This is a genomic window from Chryseobacterium angstadtii, assembly GCF_001045465.1.
In the GTDB taxonomy this organism is placed as follows: Bacteria; Bacteroidota; Bacteroidia; order Flavobacteriales; family Weeksellaceae; genus Chryseobacterium; species Chryseobacterium angstadtii.
This window is the reverse complement of record NZ_LFND01000001.1, coordinates 318,060-336,438: the sequence shown is the minus strand read 5'-3', so window position 1 is coordinate 336,438 and position 18,379 is coordinate 318,060. Positions and strand designations below refer to the sequence as shown.

The window sequence follows — 18,379 nt, the reverse complement described above, 5'->3', positions numbered from 1 at the left end:
ATTTCAATATGAAAAATATATTTAAAATAGCAATTTTATCCGCATTTGTTTCCGTAGGATTGTCCTCGTGTAATGATGCTTTAGATATTGTTCAGGACGGAGAATTGAATGCAGACAATACCTTTGTGAATACCGAGGATATGAATAAGTACCTTAACGGAACTGTTTATTCGGGATTAGATATCACAAACGGATTGTTCTTCTCCGGGCAGATGACAGATGAATTAGGTATGGGGCCACAGAATAGTGAGCTGGCATTGAGCGCACATCAATTTTATTTAGATGTTACCAATGGATTTGCTGCTAATATCTGGTTGGGAAGCTATACAACAATCAACAGAGTAAACAGATTGTTGGAAGGAGCATCTAAAATAACACCAGTGGCCGGTGATGAGGCAAAATATAAAAATATAATAGCTCAGGCAAGATTGATCAGGGCATTCTCTTATTTTACATTAGAGTCTTATTTTTCTACTGATATGAAAAACCCTAATGCGCTTGGAGTAATGTTGATTGATCATGTTCCCGGTCAGTCTGAAACAGTGCCAAGAGTTAATAATTCGGCTATCTTCTCTTTTATTGATGCAGATATTGCTTATGCTGAGACGAATTTAGCAGCAAACAATGGAGATTATTATAGAATCGGAGCTAACTTTTTAAATGCTTTCAAAGCGAGATACTATCTGTACAGAGGGATGTATCCTCAGGCTAAAACGGCTGCACAGACTGTAGTGAGCTCTTCAGGATTGGTTTTTACACCATTGGTGAACGCAACAATTCCTGGTTCTGCTCCTGGTACTTTGGCACAAAATAATGCAGCGCACGTTGCATTGAATGGTTATCTTACCAGAAATCCATATGTAAAAATGTTAAATAATACCCTTCAAGGCGAGATCATTTTTGCACTGAACCGTCCTATTGTTGGGGCTTGGGGGAATATTGGCGGTACTTTAGCTTCAAATACATCCAGTTTAAGTGGTTCTATTCTGTATGATATGGGAAGAAGAACATTTAATTTGTTGGCTCAGGTTAATGGTGATATCAGACGATATGCATACATTGACCCTACTTCAAGAATAGATGCAGGGTATGCAACCATTAGCAATTACCGAGATGCGGATGTATTGGTTATTGATAAATATCCGGGAAGACCTAAGCTATTGCCGGATCCTATTGCGACTGATATTTACAGAGAAAAAGTAGCGTCCCAGGCGCCGTTGAGGAACGATCTTCCTGTATTCAGATTATCGGAAATGTATTTTATTCTGGCTGAATGTGCAGTGGAGGAGGCTAATTATCCTGTTGCTGCCGGGTACATCAAAAATGTAAGAGATGCCAGAAATTATGTAGCTCCGGTTACTTTGCCGGTGTATTCAGGTAAGGCGGCTGCGTACCAGGATATTCTTTTGGAAAGAAGAAAAGATCTTTATCTTGAAGGACATAGATATTTGGATTTAAAAAGACTTGGAGCAATTGCCGGAGTGGCTATTGACAGAGATCCTACAGATGATCTTAAATCAATTCCTGTTACTATTCCTATTGATGATTACCGTATGAAGTCTTTGCCTATTCCTAGGGCAGAAACTCAGGGGAATCCAAGCATTCAGCAAAATCCTGGATATTAATTTTTTAAAAATTAGAAAATGAAAACATTTAATTATTTATATATAGCACTTTTATCGGCATTAGTATATTCCTGTACCAATGATGAAATTCATTATGATGGTGATCCGAACTTAAATTTCATCACTGCCAGTTCTCAGCAATTGGTTGATCAGGGAAGTGGCTCGAAAGTTGTAGAGGTACAGTATGGAACTCTTGTAAAAGTGCCAAGTGCGGAAGTAAGTCTGGTTGTGGATCCTACGTCTCAGTTAAAAGAAGGAATAGACTTTCAGTTTATGGGACCAAGTAATCCATCCGGTAATTTTGATGGGAAAATAGCGATCAAGCTATTGGAAACAGGAGCCAGTCCTGAAGGAAAAAATGCGGTATTCAGATTATCGTCGCCAACCATTAAAAATGGGGTCATTACTCCAGTGCATACAATGACTGTAGCGCTTAAATGTCCTGTTTCTTACTTCCTGGCAGGTAATTTTAAATCGACGATGCCGTTTTTTGGTGGGACATATGATATTACAATTGCTGCGGGAACTGACGCTAATACTCTTCTGTTGAAGGATTATTATGCTGATGGTTATGATATTAAAATAACATACGACCCATCTACAGGTTCTGTTACAATTCCTACACAGCAAACAGGCTATATGCACTCTACTTATGGAATGGTAAGTATCAGACAGGTAGCGGCGACAGCTTCAACAATTAACTTCTGTACTAGAAAAGTTGTTTTAAGTTATCAGCCGTTTGTAAGTGCAGGTAATTTTGCTGCAGTAGTGGATAATATTGTAGGTAGTTAATCATCTTTTATAAATGTTATGAAAAAGGTAAGTATTGTTTTTTCTCTGTTTTTAATGGGCTTTTATTTTTCCCAAAGTTCTGTTTTGCATAATCTTAATAACAACAGATTAATGTCACAGGCTGTCAATAAAATTGGTGTAAATGGAGTTCCTGATAACGAGTTTGTAGGATCTCCGTTCCTTGAAACTGCGTTTTTGCCGTCAGCCATCAAAGGTGAAAATGGAACTTATCTTTTGAGATATAATATTTATAATGATGAGATTATTTTGAAAAATGATGATAAATATTTCAAAATACCGAAAGAAGAATTAGATTATTTTAATATAAATAATAAATATATTGTCAGATTGATAAATGGAGGTTACTATATTCAGTCTTCTTCAGAAAAAGGGAATTATACAATTGTAAGAAAAGAAGGGGTGAAATTTACGGAAGGTAAAATCTCAGAGAATACTTACGGACAGAACCAACCTGCCAAATTTACACCTTTGAAACCTGATTATTTCCTGTATGATACTAAAAATAAGACCTTGATTCCCCTAAAGGAAGGAGATCTTAAAAATGCCTTCCCATCTAAGGATGCTGATCTGGTTACTTTTTTTAAGAAAAATAAGTTAAAAAAATCAGAAGATTATAATGCCTTACTTGAGGTAATCGTAAAGTAAGGCTTCTCATTAAAAACAAAGGATATTTCGGTATTCTTTGTTTTTATTGTTAAGTATAAAATAGTGTTGTGAGAATGTATTCTTAAACATTTTACTTTTATTAATAATATTTCAATTACAAATCACATTTTAACAAAATTATAATTTGTAATGATTCTAAATAATATTTTGCATATTAACAATAATTAGTTAAAAAAAATAACAAGCGTGAAAAAAAAATATTTATACAAATAAAGCTGGTTGTTATTGTTTAATCTGCCTTATTTCACAGAATAGTTAAAAGCATCATATAAAACAAACCCTTTGCCTCCACAAATTTAATATTTGTGGGTGTTAATATTTATTAACATATTTGCGAATTAAATATATTAAAATTTGTTAATATGAATGTTAAACTACGTGTATTAAGTGCGGGGGCTTTATTCTTTTTAGGACAAGTCGCATTTGCACAGCAAAAACCTGGAGATACATTAACCAAAGAAAAAGAAATTGAAGAAGTCGTTTTAGTTGGTTATTCCCAAGTTGTAAAAGAGTCATATGTTGGTACAGCATCTAAAGTAGATGCAAAGAACATTGACGCAAAAAACGTATCCAGTGTCAGTCAGGCGCTTGCAGGAGAAGCAGCAGGTGTTAGAGTTATTAACACTTCGGGACAACCTGGTACAGATGCTACTATCCGTATTAGAGGATTTGGTTCTGTAAGCGGTAACAGAAGCCCACTATATGTAGTGGATGGTATGGCTTACACAGGTAACGTAAGTGCAATCAACCCTGAGGATATCGAGAACTTGATCATCCTTAAAGATGCAAGTGCAACTTCTATTTATGGTGCAAGAGGTGCTAATGGTGTTGTTGTTATTAATACTAAAAAAGGTAGAGCTAACAAATCCGTTATCCAGCTTGAATCTAAAGTTGGTTTCAACATGGCATTACTTCCAAGGTATGAAACTATAAAATCTCCTGAAGAGTATATCGGATTAAGCTGGCAGGCAATGAGAAACCGTGGTAGATTATTAGGACAGGCTGATCCTACAGCTTATGCTAATAACAACCTTTTCGGAACTGCAGGTATTAACCCTAACTATAATATGTGGGGAGTTTCAGCTGCTCAGTTAATCGATCCGGCTACAGGAATGGTAAGACCAGGGACAGGAAGATTATATGATCCTGAAAACTGGGAAGATTATGCTTTCCAAACTTCTGCAAGAACAGAAAATAACCTAAGCATCAGTGGAGGTACAGGTAAGACAACTTACTATACTAACATCGGATACTTAAGTGATAAAGGGTACTCTATCAACTCTGATTTTGAAAGATATACTGGTAGATTAAACTTAAGTCATCAGGCGAGACCTTGGTTAAAAGGAGACTTTAACTTAGGATATGCTTATTCAAAAGCAAATAGAAACGGACAAACTAGTGACTCAGGAAGTATCTTCTGGTTCGTAGACAATATTCCTTCTATCTACCCATTATTCTTACGTGATGCAGCAGGAAATAAAATTCCAGATCCACACTTCGGAGGAAATCAGTTTGATTACGGTGAAGGAGGAAGAGGTTTTGGAGCATTAACCAATGCAATTGCAGATGCTACAAATAATATCAACAAGTTCTATAAGCATGAGATTAATGCTAATATGTTCTTGAAAGCTGATATTACTAAGTTCTTAAGCTTCGAAACAAGAGTAGGTGGTCAATACTACAACAATAGTAATGATCAGGTAGACAACCCTTTCTACGGTAATGCAGCTAGCCAGAATGGATATATCTATAAAACAAAAACCGAATTAATGGCTTATAACTGGTTACAGTTATTAAGATTTAACAAAAGATTCGGAGATCATAACTTAATGGCGTTTGTTGCTCACGAAAGCAATAGCTGGGAGCAAAAATTCCTATCTGCCGGAAGACCTAATATTATTGATATGATCCCTGAATTAAACCAGGGTATTGGAGAGTCCCTATCAAGTTCATATGTAAGTAACTATGCTCTTGAGAGTTACTTTGGGCAGTTGACTTATGACTACAAAGGGAAATATTTCTTCAACGGTACAGTAAGAAGAGATGGTTCTTCAAGATTCTTAAACAATAAATGGGATACTTTCGCATCAGCAGGTATCGGATGGTTAGCGACAAAAGAAGATTTCCTTTCTGATAACAAAACCATTACCAACTTAAAATTAAAAGCAAGTTACGGAACAGTAGGTGATCAGTCTCTGGTAGCTCCTTCAGGAGATCAGGTGGTTGGTTTCTATCCTGGATACAATGCTTATAACCCAGGAAACTTTATGGGGCTTCCGGGAGCAACATACAACAGAAACGGATATCCGGATCTTACTTGGGAGAAAGCTAAAATTTTCCAGGGAGGTATTGAGCTAGGACTATTTAAAAACAGAGCTCTTGAATTAGATGTTGATTATTATCACAGAACTACGGATAACCTGATTTTTGATAACAGATTAGCTCCTTCTACAGGAAATGCAATTATCAAAGTTAACGACGGAATCCTTATTAACCAAGGTGTTGAATTTACTTTAAAAGCACATATCATCAACAAGAAAGATATGTTCCTTGACTTTGGTGTAAATGGAGAATTCTTACGTAATAAACTTACAAGAATGCCAATTGATCAAGGTTCAGGACAAAGAAAAATTCTTGACTTGTCTGAAGCTGGATTTGGTAGAGCTGAAGGAAGATCTCTTTATGATTACTATATGAGAGAGTATGCAGGTGTGAATTCTGCAACAGGTGCTGCTCAATGGTACGTAAATTATACGGATAACAACGGAAATGGTGTTTTTGATGCAGGTGAACAAATTACTTCACTTCACGAATTCCAAGCTCAGAATCCTAATGCAGACGTTAGAACTGGAGTTACTGAAGTTTATTCCCAGGCAACTCAGAAATTCTTAGACAAATCTGCTATTCCTGATATCAGAGGTGCATTTAACTTCGATTTCGGATATAAATCGTTCACATTAGGAGTACAATTCTTATACAGCATAGGAGGTTATGCATATGATGGCCTTTACGCAGGATTAATGGGGAACGGTGTAATCGGTAGCAACAACTGGCACAAAGATATCTTGAACAGATGGCAAAATCCAGGAGATGTTACAGATATCCCTAGAATGTCTTCTAACTATACAGCGGACGTTAATGCTGCTTCAAGATCAAGCAGATTCTTAGTTAAGTCAGATTATCTGGCACTAAATAACATCCGTTTAGGATACAATCTTCCACAAGATTTCGTAAAAACGATAGGTATTACAGGATTTAACATATTCGTGAGTGGAGATAACTTATGGATTGCAAGTAAGAGAAAAGGATTTAACCCAAGTGTTTCAGAAACAGGAAGTACAAGTACTTATGCTTATGCACCTCTATCAACGATTACATTTGGAGCAAAAATTAACTTCTAACAAGTAAATAAAATGAAAAAGATATTATTATTAAGTAGTATAGCGCTTGCAACTTTAACTGTTTCATGCCGCGAGGAATTTCTTGAAAGTGCACCAACTGAAACTGTAGGAGATGCACCCGTACAAACTAAACTAAATGGTTTGTATCTGATGATGATCAACACCGGAACCGGTGGAACAGATCTTGATCATGATGATTTCGGACAAAAAGGATATGATATTTATAGTGACCTGCTTTCTCAGGACATGGCACTTGAAGCAACAAACTATGGATGGTATGTAAACATTGCTAACATGGCCGCTCAAGTTGATTTTACCAATACGGTAAATTATAAGCCATGGAGATATTACTACAGAGTTATTGCAGGAGCAAATGATGTTATTGATGGATTAGGTGGAACAGATAATGTACCTGCATCTCAAGAAGATAAATATGCAATGGGACAGGCAAAGGCCCTACGTGCTTATGCTTATTTTTATCTAATGCAGTTGTATACAAAAGGATATAATCCAACTGAGGCTGCTATTCCGGTATATAAGAAGTCTCAAATGCCAGCTGCTCCTAAATCTTCTCAAGAGCAAGTGTATGCTTTAATTATAGACGATTTAAGCAAAGCTGTAGAGTATTTAGAAGGTTTTGATAGAGCAAATAAAGGAGTAATTGATCAAGGGGTTGCAAAAGGACTTCTTGCTTATACTTATGCTGCTGTAGGACAGTCTGCGCAGGCAGCTACATTGTCTAAAGATATTATTGCTAATTACGGATATCCTGTAACGACTAAAGCTCAAGCTGTAAGAATGGCTCAAACTCCTGGATCTACTGTTTTGAGTGGAGGAGGATTTAATGATTTGGCTACTCCAAGTTGGATGTGGGGATTTGATATTGCAGTAGTGAATGGTTTAGACCTTGTAAGCTGGTGGGGACAAATTGATGTATTCACATATAGCTATGCATCAGTTGGAACCAGAAAAGGTATTGACTTAGGTTTGTATAACAGTATGAGAGCTGATGATATCAGAAGAAATCAGTTTGTTGTAACGAATCCTGCACAAAACTATCCAGGTAACAAATTCTTTGATCCAAATAGAGTTGCACAAGGGCAGAGACAAATTACTACAGATTATATCTACATGAGAGTAGATGAGTTCTACATGTTAGCTGCAGAATCACTTGCTAAATCAGGCCAGGAAGCTGAAGCAAAAACTATTCTGAAAAATTACCTTGCAAACAGATTAACGGACGTGTCTTATATTGATGCATTAAGTGGAACTGCTTTACAAGATGAAATTTATAAGAATACTCGTTTAGAATTCTGGGGTGAAGGTAAATCTTATCTTGCATTCAAGAGAAATAAGGCTACAGTTACAAGAGGTACAAACCACTTGTTCTTCGTAGGTCAGTCATTCCCTTACACGGATGACAGAGTATCTTTAAAAATACCACAAGAAGAAATTTTGAATAATCCAAATTTCTAATAAATATCAAGAGGCTGTTCTAAAAAGACAGCCTCTTTTTTTAAGTAAAGAAGCTGTCTCAAAAAATGGGACAGCTTTTTTTATTAAATTTGCTGTAGAAAAATCAATAATGAAGTACATCCTCTTGATCATCATCTTCTTCGGTTTTATCGTGAAGGCTCAGGTCGTTAATAAAACAGATCAGAAGAATCCAAAAAAAGAAGAAGACACCCTTGTCATAGATTCCGGGAAAAAAGATTCTCTGAAAATTTTTAAACCTACTATTAATGATTATCTGTATCAGACCCAGTTTTCGGAAAAGAAAATTTTTGATACGGTAATGACCGCTGACAAAACCAATATCTTTTCACAATATAATAATACAGACAACTTCGGGAGAGCCCAGGTAGCCAATATAGGAGCCGGCTTCAATCCTTTGATATATGAAGTAAACCCGGAGCAGAACCTGGCTTTGCTGCCTTCCAATAAATCCTACATGATCATCGGTGCCAATGATGTGAAGTACTATGATGTGAAGACACCAACTGCGACTTTCATTTACCATACCGCGATGAAAAACGGAGCAGCACTGAAATCTACCTATACGCAGAATATCGGGAAGAGATTCAATTTTGCTCTTGAATATATGGGGCTTCGTTCTCAGGGGTTTTACAGAAATTCTCTGGCTTCCAATAACAATACGCTATTTTCAGGACATTATATTTCCAAAAGCGGGAATTATGAACTGTTTACCCATTACCTTCATCAGAACGTAAACAACCAGGAAAGTGGAGGAATCACAGAAGACAATCTTTTCCAGAGTGGTGCCAGTGATTACAGCAACAGACAGAATGCTCAGGTGAATCTGGCTTCGTCCAGCTCTCAGTTTTCCTACAGAAGATATTATCTGAGCCATCAGTTTACCCCGTTCAATGCAGAGAAATTTCCTTTCAGCATAAGACATACACTTTCTCATCAGGGCAATAAATACTATTACAATCAGGGAGGGCTGGAGTCTTACTGGTACAACAATGTATCGGAAGTAATCAACGGTTTTCCACTTACCACAAAAAAATATTCAGACAATTTCAGTAATACCGTAAGTCTTGTTTTTAACAATGACAGATTTAAGCTTGATGGAGGAGTGCGCTATCAGATGCTTAAATTTGGAGTGAGAGATCTGATTACGGTCAATGGAGTTGCTCTTCCGGGCGAGCTTAAAGAAAACAGAATCGGAGCGGTCGGAAACCTTCAGATTAAACTTTGGGATAAATTCCAGCTGAAATCATTCTTAGAATTTTCAAACGGAAGCCAGTTCGGAAGCTATCTGAGAACCGCAAACAACATCAAATTTGAACCTATAAAAGATTATTTCGTTAATGCAAAGGTGAACTTCCAGAGTGCTTATCCTTCATTCAACTATCTTTTAAATACTTCCGTGTACAACAAATACAATTATTATCTTGAAAACGCCAAAAACCAGACCGTAACGGAAATCGGAGGGAGCGTAAATCTGAAGTGGTTCAAGACCGAACTTTTTGCCAATTATTTCAGAATTGATAACTATACCTATTTCAATGCAGACGGAGCGCCGCAGCAGAGCAGCAGTTCACTGAACATTTCTCAGATCGGGGGTGACGCCACATTCAGTTTCGGAAAATTCCATCTTAATACAAGACTTCATTTCCAGAATGCCTTAACGAATAAAGAACTTCTTCCAATGCCTAGTTTCATCGGAAGAGCCAATTTCTTCTTCCAGAGCAAAGCCTTTAAAGACGCAGCAGAGCTTCAGATGGGAGTGAAAGTCTATTATTTTTCAAAATTTGCGTCAAGAGATTATTTCCCGATTCTCAACGAATATATTTTGCCTAATGCAGATTCATTCTCTATCGGGGGACAGCCTATTGCCGATCTTTATATCAATATGAAGGTGAAAAAAATGTTCTTTTATGTAGAAGGACAGCAGATAGGAACCGTAATTTCCAATAATAAAGCCTATGCATTTCCACATTACCCGGTTTATGATTTTAGATTAAACATCGGGATTGTGTGGTATTTGTTCAACTAAAAGCCAAATCAAGTTGAAAACAATAAATAAGATATCATTTAACGATATAGAAAGCATTCCTCAGCTGGTCAAAGATTTTCTGAACCAAAAAATTGAGGGCTTTGAAAACAATACCTTTTCTTTAGATCACTTTAAAGATCAGATTCATCTTAAACAGAATTCCTTTACAACGGATCAGAGGCAGATCTTATCCGATGTGCTGGAGAAGCAGCTTTCAGGTCTTACCCTTTCTTCAAAACAGAAAGAAAACCAGGAAAACTTATGCCTGCTGGATACATTTACCATTACTACGGGACATCAGCTGAACCTGTTTTCCGGACCCGTTTTTTTTGTCTATAAAATTTTACAGACCATTAAAACCTGTGCGTATCTGAAGGAAAATTTCCCAGATTTTAATTTCGTTCCCGTGTATTGGATGGCTTCTGAAGATCATGACTTTGCAGAGATCAATCATTTTAAGACCGAAAACAATTATTATGAGATCAATGAAAAGTCCGGAGGCCCGGTAGGAAGAATTACCATCAGCGATACTTTTTTTATCTCCGAATTCGAAAAGGAATTTAAAGATTCCGTATTCGGGACAGAGCTGATCCTGATGATGAAGGAAGCTTATAAAGCAGGAAACACGTTGACGGAGGCTATCAAAATTTTAGTGAACAGACTTTTCTCTGAATTCGGACTGCTTATTATAGATGGAGATTCCAGAGAGCTTAAGAACCAGATCAAAGATATTTTTAAAGAAGAGCTTACCGATTTCAGTTTACAGAAGCACTCAAAAGAAAGAGTAGATTTTCTGACCCGTAAATATGGGAAAGTTCAGGTAAATCCACGTGACATAAACCTTTTCTACCTTTCTGAAACCAGAGACAGAATTGATTTTGACGGTGAAAAATACCTCGCAGTAGATACAGACAAAAGATTTACGAAAGAAGAAATACTTCAGGAGCTGGAAAATCACCCCGAAAGATTCAGTCCGAACGCTTTAATGCGTCCGGTATATCAGGAAAAGGTGTTGCCCAATTTAGCCTATATCGGAGGAAATGCAGAAATCATGTATTGGCTGGAACTCAAAGATTATTTTGCATCAGTGAATATTCCTTTTCCCGTTTTGATTCCTAGAAATTCAATGCTTTTCATCAAAGAAAAAACAGTCGGGAAAATTGAGAAACTGGATCTGAATATCGAAGATTTTTTTGGAAACTTTACAGCGATCACCAATCAGAAAATTGTAAAGGACAGCTCCGTATTATCCTTGCTTGAAGAGAAAGAACTCCTTTTGGAAAAAGGATTTTCAGAACTGAAGACCATAGCGGAAACTACAGAGAAGTCTTTCGGGAATATGGTAAAAGCCGAAGAAGTAAGACAGCTGAAATCTTTCAAAAGAATGAAAAAACGTCTGCTTCATGCAGAAAAAATAAAACAGGGTGAGCTTCTCGAAAGGCTTGAAAAACTATTTTTGGATGTACATCCTTCCAAAACCTGGCAGGAAAGAGTATTCAACTTCAGTGTATTCTTTTCAGATTATAGCTATTCATGGCTTGAAAATTGTTGGGAAGAAATGGTGGTTCAAGAATCCAAATTAATAATTGTTGCCATTTAATTTTAAAGAAGTATTTTTGTAAATTATAATTATCGAGTATGATAAAGAGGTTTTTTATTTTGTCCAGTTTATGTATGGTTTTGGGTGCATCTGCCCAGAACTCGCACACCGTTGTAAAAGGAGATAATCCTTATAATATTGCAAAAAAATACGGGATAACTGTAGATGAATTGTTAAAGCTGAACCCAAAATACAAAGACGGTAAGCTGGCTATTGGAGATGTAGTGACCGTGAAAGCTGAAAAGCATACTGCATCCAAATCTGCTGTTACCGAAAAAGCAAAACCTGCTCATACAGGAGCTCAGCTGGGAAAAATTGTTCTGCAGCCAAAACAGACTATTTACGGAATTACAAAACAGTACCGTATCTCTGAAGCAGACCTTAGAAAATTAAACCCGGAACTCGATACTCATACCAAAATAGGGGATGAGATTATTTTGCCGCTCGACAGTATCAAAAAATATGGTGGTGATCAACAGACAGCCCCTCTAACTGTGGAACCAAGACCTACAGAACCTCACAGCGGAGTTGATATCAATGGATCTGTAGACGCATCTATGTATGTGATTCAGGCAAAAGATAATTATTACAGAATTACAAAACAGTTTGGAATCAGTCAGCAGGAATTATATGCTTTAAATCCTGGACTGGAAGAAAAAGGACTGAAGCCCGGAGAAACCATTCTGGTAAAAAAAATGAAAACGGATACAGGTTCAGCAACTGAACAGGTAAATCCGAAAACCAAAATAGATTCAGGAAACGAAAAATCCACAGTAACGGCAACACCTGCATCATCAGCTGATGATTATGTAACCTATACCGTTCAGCAGGGAGATACTGTATTTTCTATCGTTAATAAATTTGGAATTTCAATTGATGAGCTGATCGCTCTGAACCCTGAATTGTCAAAAGGACTTAAATCAGGAATGGTTCTGAAGATCAAGAAACAGGATCCGGCTTATGTGAAGAAAAGCGGCGATGCATTAAGCGTTGTTCTTATGCTTCCTTTCGGCTACAGTACCAATGAAACCCAGTACAGAACTATGGCACTGGATTTTCTTACCGGAGCTAAACTTGCCATTGAAAGAAATGCCAGAGGCGGACAGAAACTGGATATTAAAATCGTAGATTCCGGAAACGAAGCTTCATTTAAAAACTCAATGACTCAGATTAATCCGGACAATACGGATCTCATCATTGGCCCATTCTTCAAATCAAACGTGATAGATGTTCTGGATTTTACCAAAAATCAGAAGATCCCGGTGGTGGCTCCATTTGCCAACTCTCCGGAACTCTATAATTACGGCAATCTGATTATTGTTGAAACCAACGATCAGACCTATGCTGATAAAATTGTTGATGAAGTAAAAGCAGTTTATTCAGATCAGAAAATTTACGTAGTGGCAGACAGCAAAAAAGAAATTGCAAGCTACATCAAAGGTGGTCTGGAAAAAGCAGTTAAAAATCCAAATATAATTGTTGTCAACTCTCCTTCAGAGATTCAACTGGATCAGAATATGATGACAGGGCAGTCCGCTCCGGTTATTGCTATCCTGGCCAGCGACAATGATACCGCAGGAGATGCATTTGCCAATAAGATAGTAGCTCTTTCCAAAGAAGTTCAAGGCGTAAAAGCATTCAGTATGTACTATTCTCCGGTTTTTGAGAAAAAAGTAGATGAACTGAGCCAGGCAAGTCTTGTCTATCTGATGGACAGAAAGATCAATACAGATGGTAGTTTCGAAAAAGAAATCTTAGCCGCCTATAAAAGTAAATACTGCAAAACACCTCCTAAATATGCAATCGTTGGGTTTGATGTTGTAAATGACATGCTGACCAGAGAAAACAGAAAAGGAGAGATCTTTAAACAGATGAATAAAGTGCAGACCCAGCTTGCTACCAAGTTTGAGTTTGTGAAGTCTAAAGCAAACGGAGCCTATGTAAACACAGGATACCGAGTAATTAGATTAGTTCCTTAACCAATTTGTGCTTTTTTAAAGGAGTATTTTTAACATAATCTTTATATTTGCATAATATTTAAATCAATACATGAAAGCACTTGTATTTCCTGGGCAGGGTTCTCAGTTCGTAGGAATGGGAAAAGAATTGTACGATTCTAGAAAAGACATTAAGGACTTAATGGAATCTGCCAATGAAATTTTAGGTTTCGATATTCTTTCCCTGATGTTCAATGGGACGAATGAAGATCTTAAAAAAACAGAGGTTACCCAGCCTTCCATATTTATACATTCAGTTGCTGCTTTAAAAGCAGTGAACGGTCTTGGAGCCGAAATGGTTGCCGGACATTCTTTAGGAGAATTTTCAGCTTTAGTAGCCAATGGTGTTCTATCTTTTGACGACGGTCTGAAACTGGTATCCGAAAGAGCAAAAGCTATGCAGGAAGCCTGTGATGCCAATCCAAGCTCTATGGCTGCCATTTTAGGACTTGAAGACGCAGTAGTTGAAGAGATCTGTGCACAGATCAGCGGTATTGTTGTACCGGCTAACTACAACTGTCCGGGCCAATTGGTTATTTCAGGAGAAACTACAGCAGTAGAAGAAGCCTGTGTAAAACTTAAAGAAGCAGGCGCGAAAAGAGCCCTGTTACTTCCTGTAAACGGAGCATTCCACTCACCGTTGATGCAGCCTGCACAGGAAAGATTAGCAGCTGCTATTGAAAATACAAAATTCAGAAAAGCAACTATTCCGGTATACCAGAATATCACAACTACAGCAGTAACCAATCCTGAAGAGATCAAACAAAACCTGATCGCTCAGCTTACAGGTCCTGTAAAATGGACACAGTCTGTTCAGAATATGATCAAAGACGGAGCTACTAATTTTGTAGAAGTAGGTCCTGGAAAAACCCTTCAGGGGTTGATCAAGAAAATTGATCCTTCTGCAGAAGTGGCTTCAGCCATCTAATAAAAAATATGAGCGGAATATTTTCACCTGGAAAGCTTATGCTTACTTCTGAATATTTCGCGATAGACGGAGCTCTTGTCCTGGCGGTACCTACCAAGCTTGGACAAGAGTTTTTTTTTGAAGAAAAAAACGATGAAAAATCCCTGATCTTCTGGGAAGCCCATCATCAAAACCAATTATGGTTCAAAGCTGCCATAGATTATAAGGAATGGCAGATCCTGGAAACCAATATTCCTTCAAGCGCTGAATTTATTCTGAAAACCTTAAAGAATGTTCAGCAGCTTTCTCAGACTAAATTCAAAAAGAACAACACATATCACCTGAAGACCAATCTTCAGTTTCCCGCTGATTACGGATTCGGCAGCAGTTCAACATTAATGAACAACCTTTCAGAATGGGCAGATATTGATCCTTTTCATTTAAACACCATCAGTTTAGGCGGAAGCGGTTATGATATTGCCGTGGCAAAAGAAAAATCAGCTATTCTTTTCAGAAGCAAGCCGGAGATCTTTTATGAAAAAGCAGATTTCAATCCTCCGTTCAAAAATGAATTGATCTTTATTCATTTAAATCAAAAACAGGACAGCCGGGAAGGGATCAGTTTTTATAAGTCGAAATCCAGGTCTCAAATACTTGTTGAGGAATTTTCGGATATCACAAAGAAAGTTTTGTTATGCAGTGAATTGGAAAATTTTTCACAGTTGATGGTGATTCATGAACAAAAAATCTCTGATTTCCTTGAAATTCCTACAGTTAAGGAGAAGTTTTTCGCAGACTGCCCTGTTTTCGTTAAAAGTTTGGGAGCTTGGGGCGGAGATTTTGTGATGAGTGCCAAATTTGACGGCTACGAGGACTATTTTTGGGGAAAAGGTTTTAAGACCGTTTTTCAATGGTCTGATATAATTAATTTATAATCAATATTTTACAATCCTTTTTTTTTATTTGTCATTCTGACTTATATCATTATATTTAAACCACCTTTAACAAATAATTAATATTAATTTTGTTGAACCCAATAAAGAAATAGAAAATATAAGTAAAATGAAACACGCTAAAATCATCCAGGATTTAGAAAAATTAGGGATTAAAGGAAATTACGAGGTAGTCTATAACCCGTCTTATGAAGAGTTATATCAGGCTGAAGTAGCTCCTGAAAATCAAGGCTTTGAGAAAGCTGAGCTTACGGAATCTGGTGCAGTATCGGTAAAAACTGGAATTTTCACAGGTCGTTCTCCTAAAGACAGATATATAGTTCAGGATGATGTTACAAGAGATACAATTTTCTGGGATGGGAAAGTAAACCTTCCTACTACAGCGGAAAATTTTGATTCTTGTAAAGGATTAGTGCTGAACCAGCTTTCTGAGGCTAAGAAAATTTATGTAGTTGATGCCTTTTGTGGTACCAACACAGATACAAGACTGAAAGTAAGGTTCATCGTTGAGGTAGCGTGGCAGGCGCATTTCGTTACGAATATGTTTATCCGTCCTTCTCACTACGAGCTGGAAAACTTCGGAGAGCCGGATTTCACAGTAATTAATGGTTCTAAAACAACAAACCCGAACTGGGAAGCTCAGGGATTGAACTCTGAAAACTTCATTATGTTCAACCTTACTGAAAAATTACAGATCATTGGTGGTACTTGGTACGGCGGTGAGATGAAAAAAGGAATGTTTGCCATGATGAACTATTACCTTCCATTAAAAGGGATGGCTTCTATGCACTGTTCTGCAAACGTAGGGGAAGAAGGAGATGTTGCTCTTTTCTTCGGCCTTTCCGGAACAGGAAAAACGACCTTATCTGCAGATCCGAAAAGATACCTGATCGGTGACGATGAGCACGGTTGGGACAACAATGGTGTATTCAACTACGAAGGTGGATGTTATGCTAAAGTAATTGACCTTTCTGAGGAAAAAGAACCGGATATTTTCAGAGCTATTAAAAGAGATGCACTTCTTGAAAACGTAGTGGTAAACAACGGAATTGCCGACTACACTGACGGATCTATCACTGAAAATACAAGAGTATCTTACCCGATTTACCATATCAACAAAATTGTTCTTCCTTCTAAGGCGGGACATGCGAAGAAGATTGTTTATCTTTCTGCTGATGCATTCGGAGTATTGCCTCCGGTTTCTATCTTGGATGAAAACCAGGCTCAGTACCACTTCCTTTGTGGATATACTTCCAAACTGGCAGGTACAGAAAGAGGAATCACTGAACCGGAACCATCTTTCTCTCCGGCATTCGGAGAAGCTTTCCTTACGCTTCATCCAACAATGTATTCTAAAACATTAATTGGAAAAATGAAAGAGCACGGTGCTAAAGCTTATCTGGTAAATACAGGATGGAACGGAACCGGAAACAGAATCTCTCTGAAAGATACAAGAGCAATTATTGATGCCATCATTGACGGGTCAATCGAAAATGCTCCTAAAACTCAAGTTCCAATTATGAATCTTGAAATTCCTACACAGCTTCCAAATGTTTCCGAAGGGATCCTTGATCCTAGAGAAACCTATGCTAATGCTTCAGAATGGGAAGAAAAAGCAAAAGATCTTGCTGCAAGATATATCAAAAATTTTGAACAGTACTGCGATACTGAAGAAGGAAGAAAGTTAATCGCTTCCGGACCTCAAGTTCAACAGCAGACCACTTAATACAAACAAAAGCCTCATCACCGATGAGGCTTTTTTATTATATTTTTTAGAATTGTAATCTTTATTTGAGAAGATCAACCTGAGTTTTTTCAGAATAAAGCATAATCATCTGTGTCAATCTGCGAAATCAGTGGTTAATAAAACTACTAGTTAGAACTGTTACTTTATTCCAGAAGATCAGTCTGAATTTCTATCAAAACAAAGCACAATCATCTGTGGTAATCTGCGAAATCAGTGGTTAATAAAATAAAACTACTAGTTAGAACTGTAACTTTATTCCAGAAGATCAGCCTGAATTTCTATCAAAACAAAGCATAATCATCCGTGAAAATCTGTGAAATCAGTGGTTAAATAAACAAAACTATTTTTTCAAGCTCAATAAAGCCAATCTATACCCATCCATTCCAAAACCTGACAACACAGCATCCGTACTCGCTGCCGTCACAGACTTCTGGCGGAACTCTTCCCTTTTGTAAATATTACTGATGTGAACCTCAATTTTAGGCTTCCTGATATTCTTTAAACAGTCCGCAATTGCATACGAATAATGCGTATACGCTCCGGGATTGATCACCACAGCATCAAAATCATCCTCCTGAAGCCTGTTGATCATTTCCCCTTCAATATTAGACTGGTAATAGTCCAGTTCATAAGAGGGAAATTCAGATCTCAGTTTTTCCAGACAGGATTCCATGGAAGTACTGCCGTAGATCTCAGGTTCTCTTGTGCCCAAAAGATTCAGATTGGGTCCGTTTACTATTAAAACTTTCATTCTATAAATTTAAATAGTTTAGTTCTATTTTCGAACTTTTTTTTACAGTTTTGCTTAATTGTATTATTGTTAATGATATTTATCATGTTTGATTATTTCGTAATCCTGTAACTGTTTACTGTAGCGGACTTTGATTAATAATTAAGTTAATTTTTGAAAATATTTCATAATAAATTTTAAAGTCTACTTGTTTTGTAGACTAATTGTTTTTAGATTTGCAGACATATTTCGATCGGCTTATAAAGAAAGATGGAGGGAACTGACCCTGTGAAGTCTTAACAACCTGCCCATGTGCGTGGTGTTACATTCAGCCTTTAAAGGAAAAATAAGCATTTGGTTAATCGTATTTATCGATGCCCTTTGCTGACTTTTCTGCAAAGGGATTCTTTTTAATAT

Annotated in this window: 12 protein-coding genes and 1 riboswitch; of the genes, 11 read left to right on the top strand and 1 reads right to left on the bottom strand. The window is 37.2% G+C overall.

Translation table 11 applies throughout. The annotated features are described in order from the left end of the window. Positions 1-8: 8 nt before the first annotated feature. From ACM46_RS01475 to pckA, 11 genes are all read left to right on the top strand, one after another. Positions 9-1,625 carry a RagB/SusD family nutrient uptake outer membrane protein gene (locus ACM46_RS01475; protein ID WP_048505555.1) on the top strand — a complete coding sequence of 539 codons (1,617 nt, stop codon included), beginning with the start codon at positions 9-11 and terminating at the stop codon, positions 1,623-1,625. A gap of 18 nt (positions 1,626-1,643) precedes the next feature. Then, positions 1,644-2,417: a hypothetical protein gene (locus ACM46_RS01470; protein WP_048504843.1), complete on the top strand. Its 774-nt coding sequence runs from the start codon at positions 1,644-1,646 to the stop codon at positions 2,415-2,417. An 18-nt stretch (positions 2,418-2,435) separates the two neighbouring features. Further along, positions 2,436-3,083: a hypothetical protein gene (locus ACM46_RS01465; RefSeq protein ID WP_048504842.1), complete on the top strand. Its 648-nt coding sequence runs from the start codon at positions 2,436-2,438 to the stop codon at positions 3,081-3,083. Positions 3,084-3,466: 383 nt separating this feature from the next. Next, positions 3,467-6,505, top strand: a complete 3,039-nt coding sequence (locus ACM46_RS01460) for a SusC/RagA family TonB-linked outer membrane protein (RefSeq protein ID WP_053082654.1) — start codon at positions 3,467-3,469, stop codon at positions 6,503-6,505. Positions 6,506-6,517: 12 nt separating this feature from the next. Then, the gene (locus tag ACM46_RS01455) at positions 6,518-7,981 is read left to right on the top strand and encodes a RagB/SusD family nutrient uptake outer membrane protein (protein WP_048504841.1); all 1,464 of its coding nucleotides are present in this window, start codon (positions 6,518-6,520) and stop codon (positions 7,979-7,981) included. 109 nt (positions 7,982-8,090) lie between these two features. Further along, positions 8,091-10,028 (top strand): putative porin, encoded by a 1,938-nt coding sequence (locus tag ACM46_RS01450; protein WP_048504840.1) that lies wholly within the window; start codon positions 8,091-8,093, stop codon positions 10,026-10,028. Between the two features lie 13 nt (positions 10,029-10,041). Next, a complete protein-coding gene (bshC, locus tag ACM46_RS01445) occupies positions 10,042-11,628 on the top strand; it encodes a bacillithiol biosynthesis cysteine-adding enzyme BshC (RefSeq protein WP_048504839.1) in 1,587 nt (528 codons plus the stop codon). A 38-nt stretch (positions 11,629-11,666) separates the two neighbouring features. Next, entirely contained in the window at positions 11,667-13,607 is a 1,941-nt protein-coding gene (locus ACM46_RS01440; RefSeq protein WP_048504838.1) for a LysM peptidoglycan-binding domain-containing protein, read from the top strand. A gap of 70 nt (positions 13,608-13,677) precedes the next feature. After that, the gene (gene fabD / locus ACM46_RS01435; protein WP_048504837.1) at positions 13,678-14,553 is read left to right on the top strand and encodes an ACP S-malonyltransferase; all 876 of its coding nucleotides are present in this window, start codon (positions 13,678-13,680) and stop codon (positions 14,551-14,553) included. A gap of 8 nt (positions 14,554-14,561) precedes the next feature. Then, positions 14,562-15,467 (top strand): GYDIA family GHMP kinase, encoded by a 906-nt coding sequence (locus tag ACM46_RS01430; protein WP_048504836.1) that lies wholly within the window; start codon positions 14,562-14,564, stop codon positions 15,465-15,467. A gap of 127 nt (positions 15,468-15,594) precedes the next feature. Beyond that, positions 15,595-17,211 carry a phosphoenolpyruvate carboxykinase (ATP) gene (pckA, locus tag ACM46_RS01425; protein WP_048504835.1) on the top strand — a complete coding sequence of 539 codons (1,617 nt, stop codon included), beginning with the start codon at positions 15,595-15,597 and terminating at the stop codon, positions 17,209-17,211. Between the two features lie 361 nt (positions 17,212-17,572). Here pckA and ACM46_RS01420 read toward each other — a convergent pair whose 3' ends face one another. Continuing rightward, positions 17,573-17,983: a type II 3-dehydroquinate dehydratase gene (locus tag ACM46_RS01420; RefSeq protein ID WP_048504834.1), complete on the bottom strand. Its 411-nt coding sequence runs from the start codon at positions 17,981-17,983 to the stop codon at positions 17,573-17,575. 234 nt (positions 17,984-18,217) lie between these two features. Continuing rightward, a riboswitch (SAM riboswitch) is annotated at positions 18,218-18,315 on the top strand. Positions 18,316-18,379: the final 64 nt, after the last annotated feature.